This window comes from Lentzea flava, from assembly GCF_014648475.1.
Lineage (GTDB): Bacteria > Actinomycetota > Actinomycetes > Mycobacteriales > Pseudonocardiaceae > Lentzea > Lentzea flava.
Genome location: NZ_BMRE01000123.1, coordinates 1 through 4,654 on the forward strand (window position 1 = coordinate 1; position 4,654 = coordinate 4,654).

A 4,654-nucleotide genomic window follows, 5' to 3' on the forward strand; every position below is an offset into this window, starting at 1 on the left:
AAGGGCAAGGTCATCAAGACCGTCCCGGAACACGCGATCGTCGAAACCCTCATCGAAGAAGCGATGCGCATCGCAGAGGAGATGGAGCCGGTCGAGGGCGGCGCCCCAACGGTCACCGCCGGCTGACGCGGACCGCCACCCAGGGAATGCGACGTGTTTCGGGCCTGTACAAGGCATTGCGGCTGTCGGCGATGGTTCGTCTGATTCGTGCGACGCGGTCGGCACTTCTGGTATCCGCCGTCGTTGCACCCCAAGGTGTACGCGGCGCTGGCATGGTTGCTGTCGAGGCAGCGGCCTGAAATGACGTATGGTGCCCGGTAAGCATCGCCCGAGGAGCCGAGCGTTGATCAGCATACTGTCCGCGCACGCTGGTGTAGGCCATTCCCAGGCACATATTGGTCACCACGTCCGTCACGCCAGCCGTCTCCTGCTCACCACACCCACGAACCTGCGCCCGAACGACACCACCCTGTTGGAGAAGATCACCGCGGCCTGCTCCTGGATGACCGCACTTGCCAGACTGATACGCGGCTTCGCCGAGAAGAACACGCACGGCGCCGTGACGTCCTCCATGTCCTCCGGACGGATTTCGAGCACGACCTCCTTGTCTACGTAGGCCCTCAGCGGGGGGTGCAGGACGGACTCCGGCGACAACAAGGTGTCCGAAGCGAGGGACAGCCAGTACCGCTCATCCACGCCGTGCGGCCGGACCATCACCAGGTTCATCCTGGTGAACCGACGAAACCGGCCACGAAGAGATTCGTCCGCCGGTCGTAAGCTGCTGTTGCAGCCCGGCCTGTTGCAGCACACCACCCTTCATCACCGCGACGCGGCGACCCAACGTCATGGCCTCGGTCTGGTCGTGCGTGACGTAAACCGTGGTGCCGCCGAGATCGCGTTGCACGCGGGCGATCTGGACACGCGAATTTCCGTCCAAATTGGACAGCGGTTCGTCCATCGGGAACACACGGGATGAACGCACGATGGCTCTGTCCATCGCGACACGCTGGCGCTGACCGCCGGAGAGGTTGCGCGGCTTTCGATTCAGGTGCTCGGTCAGTTCCAGCGCGTCGGTGACCTCACGCACCCGCTCGTCAATGTCGTCCTTCGACAGCTTGCGCAGGGCCAGCCCGAACGTGATGTTGTCGTAGACGCTGAGGTTCGGACAGAGAGCCTAAGCTTGGAACACCATCGCGACGTCGCGATCACGTGACGGCACGTCGTTCATGACGTCGTCACCGATGCGCTGCGTGCCCTTGGTGATGTGCTCCAGCCGGCGATCATCCGCAGCGTCGTTGTCTTCCCGCAGCCGACGGCCCGATATGCACGAGGAACTCGCCATCCCGGATGTCGAGGTTCAGATCGCGTACCGCGGGTGCCGTCGGCATACGACTTACGGACCGCACATGGACGCAGTGGTGACCCGCGCGCTGAGGCGCGCCGCAACCGTCGTGGCGACCGCTCTGATGTTCGTGACCGCAGTCCTGCTCGTCGATGCCGCGGGACGCCGCGCTTCCGCCGCGGACGTACGGGACCTGACAGCCATCTGCGCGGTCGTCACGGTGGCGGAGGATCGCGACGAGGTGCGTGCCGGGCTCGCGAAGACCTCCGCATGTGCGCAGGAAAGACTCGCGGTGCACCTCAGGTCGGGCGCCACTGTGGGATCGGGACGGGCCACCTCGGACGACGTTGCCGCAGTCGCCGGATGGCATGCGCGCGGCGGATGGGTTGTGGTGCCAGACAAGGCCGTGGTCGAGCTGTCTGATGCCGCTTCGGCGGTGTACGGCTCATTGCTGTGGCAATTGCTGAGCCTTGGGCTTGTCGGTGCGACTGCCTGTTTCGTCGCCGTGCGGATCGGCAGACGTGCGCGCCTGCGCTGGGCGGGCTGCGCACGCTGATCAGCATGGTTCGTGACGGCACGACCAGTGTGAGCGCGGATGGGCCGGTGGAGTTGGTCGAGCTGGCGGATGGGGTCACTGCGGCCGCGGAGCGGCTGTGCGGGAGTGGGCGAGATGATCGCGGACGTCGCCACCGGTTACACACAACATTGACCGCTCTGCGGCTGGACGTAGATGCGTTGGGAGACGATGCCGCGGCGGACGGATCCGCGGAGCCGTGGCCATGTTGAGCGATGACGTCGATCGGATCATCGGGTCGAGGAGTTTCACCACGCCTGAGGGGCGCTCCCGGCGACCTCGTCGAGGTGGTGCGAGAACCGGATGGGGTTTTGGGCGGCGCTTGCGGAAACTCAGTCACAATCGTGTCAGATGCACGTGCCGGACCGCATGCTTTCAGTCGCCGTCACCCGCGACGACCTCGGTGCCAGCGTAGACGTGCTGCTGGACAACATCTTTCACCACCTGCCTGCCGGGCGCACCGATCGCCATGGAGGTTGTGGAGCACGCCGGACAGGTGACACTGATCGTCGACGACGGCGGCCCTCCGTGGGGAGAGCGGACGAGGATCCACGGGTCTCGGCCTGGCCATCGCCCGTGCCACAGCTGAAGCGGCGGACGGTTCCCTGCACATGGAGCACAGCGGACTTGAGGATTCCCGGATTTGGCTGCGGTTCTCGTCGGCAGGACGCGAGGGCGCGGCAGCGGGCCGGCTGGCGTTGCGGCTGTCGCTAGGAGACAGGGCGGTCACTCTCAACTGAAGATCAACGCGGCCCCAGCTCTACCTCAACGAAAGGGGATTTCGGGCAATGATGAGGTTCCGGTAGACCCATTCGCCGCATCTTTCTCCATCTGTACCTCAGCTTTCGCCCGATGATGGCCCGCGACGGCATCTCGCGGGGAGGGCTATACACCGTGACCGCTATGAACGCTGTGACCGAGTCGCCTGCGTCGTTGCGCGTCTTTCCGGCAGGCATGAGCCCGGGCCTTCCACTCACACTGCGGCAGGAGCTGATCCGCCTCGCCCGAACTCGTCACCTGCTGGTCGCCTGCGACTATGACGGGACGATCGCGCCGATCACAACAGCTCCTCACGAAGCTTTTCCCGAACACCGATCTGTGGCAGCGCTGCGCACTCTCGCGACGCTGCACGAGACCACCTCGGCGGTGATCTCCGGCCGGGCGTTGCGCGACCTGGCCGCGTTGTCCCGTCTGCCTGGCGAGGTGCACCTCGTCGGTTCGCACGGTTCGGAGTTCGACATCGGCTTCGGGCACGCGTTGGCGCCCCAGTCGCAGCAGTTGTTGCGGCAGCTGCAACCGGTGCTGAAGGAGATCGTCCACGACGTCCCAGGCGCGCTGCTGGAGGTCAAGCCGGCTTCCTTCGCCGTGCACTTCCGCTGCTGCTCCGAAGTTGACAGGCGGCGGCTGATCGATCGGCTGCACGTGGGCCCGTGCACCGTGGAAGGCGTCCAAGTGACATCAGGCAAGGCCGTGATGGAATTGTCCGTGGTGGACATGGACAAGGGCTACGCGTTGGACGTGCTGCGGCGTCAGGCCGGTGCTACCGCGGTGATCTTTCTGGGCGATGACGTCACAGATGAGCGTGCGTTCGAGTGCTTGACCGGTTCCGACATCGGTATCCACGTCGGCCCAGGTGAGTCGCTGGCCGACTACCGAGTTGCCGACACGACGGACGTCGCCATGGTGTTGGCGTTCCTGGCGGAGGAGCGCCGGGCGTGGCTGCACGGCGACCGGGCGGTGCCGATCGAGCGGCTGACGATGCTCGCGAACGAGCGTTCGGTCGCCCTCGTGACACCCGACGCCAAGATCGACTGGCTGTGCCACCCCGAGCCGGACTCGGCCGCGATCTTCGCCGATCTGCTGGGCGGACCGTCGGCGGGCCACTTCTCGATCAAGCCCGTGCACGGGTCGCTGCCGCTGGGTCAGCGCTACCTGCCGGGCACGATGATCGTGGAGACCCGCTGGTCGCGGCTCCTGGTGACGGACTACCTGGAGCACGATCTCCCGTCGCACCGCACGGACCTGGTGCGCCGGATCTCCGGCTCGACCAATGCGATGATCACGTTTGCGCCGCGACCTGAGTTCGGACAGGTGCCAGTCAGGCTCGAGCAGGACGAGAACGGCTTGCGCGTGATCGGTACATCCGACCCAATGGTCCTCCGGTCACCCGGAGTGGAGTGGACGATCACCTCCGACGGTGTGCACGACACCGCGACGGCCATGGTCCGGCCACGCGAAGGCACGCCGGTACTGCTGGAACTGCGCTGCGGCACGGACGATCTGTCTGAGTCCACAGAGGATGAACCAACGCGACACCTGCGCGCCACTGGGTATTGGGCGGATTGGGCACGGACGTTGACCCTGCCCACTGTCGAGCCGGATCTAGTGCTGCGCTCGGCGCTGACGTTGCGCGGCCTGGTGCACAAGGACTCCGGCTCGATCATGGCGGCCGCCACCACGTCGCTGCCGGAGGAGCTGGGCGGCGTCCGCAACTGGGACTACCGCTACTGCTGGCTGCGTGACGGCGCGATGACCGCCTCGGCGCTGGTGTCGGTGGGCTCGTACGCGGAGGCCGACGGCTTCCTGGCGTGGCTGCACCGCGTGCTGGAGACCCTCCCCGGCCCGGAGCGCCTGCACCCGCTGTACACGTTGCACGGCACCCAGCTCGGTGCCGAGGCAGTGATCGACACGCTGCCCGGCTACGCGGGTTCACGTCCCGTGCGCGTCGGCAACCTCGC

The 4,654-nt window shown here is 66.1% G+C and carries 4 protein-coding genes and 1 pseudogene; 3 read left to right on the forward strand and 2 right to left on the reverse strand.

Annotated elements, in window-relative coordinates; all coding sequences use genetic code 11:
• Nucleotides 1-126 (forward strand): annotated as a pseudogene (locus IEZ09_RS45635) (flavodoxin-dependent (E)-4-hydroxy-3-methylbut-2-enyl-diphosphate synthase); the annotation flags it as partial.
• Nucleotides 127-411: 285 nt separating this feature from the next.
• Here IEZ09_RS45635 and IEZ09_RS45640 read toward each other — a convergent pair.
• Together IEZ09_RS45640 and IEZ09_RS47795 are read right to left on the reverse strand one after the other, a co-directional pair.
• Complete coding sequence (locus IEZ09_RS45640; RefSeq protein WP_189260102.1) at nt 412-726, reverse strand: hypothetical protein; 315 nt, start codon at nt 724-726, stop codon at nt 412-414.
• The gene (locus tag IEZ09_RS47795; RefSeq protein WP_308202470.1) at nt 689-1,141 is read right to left on the reverse strand and encodes an ATP-binding cassette domain-containing protein; all 453 of its coding nucleotides are present in this window, start codon (nt 1,139-1,141) and stop codon (nt 689-691) included. Before IEZ09_RS47795 ends, IEZ09_RS45640 begins: the two co-directional genes overlap by 38 nt.
• Before the next feature lie 265 nt (nt 1,142-1,406).
• Here IEZ09_RS47795 and IEZ09_RS45650 point away from each other — a divergent pair, with 265 nt between their 5' ends.
• A complete protein-coding gene (locus IEZ09_RS45650; protein ID WP_189260103.1) occupies nt 1,407-1,898 on the forward strand; it encodes a hypothetical protein in 492 nt (163 codons plus the stop codon).
• A 972-nt stretch (nt 1,899-2,870) separates the two neighbouring features.
• Nucleotides 2,871-4,654 (forward strand): trehalose-phosphatase (otsB, locus tag IEZ09_RS45655; protein WP_189260104.1); only part of this gene is annotated, 1,784 nt, incomplete at its 3' end.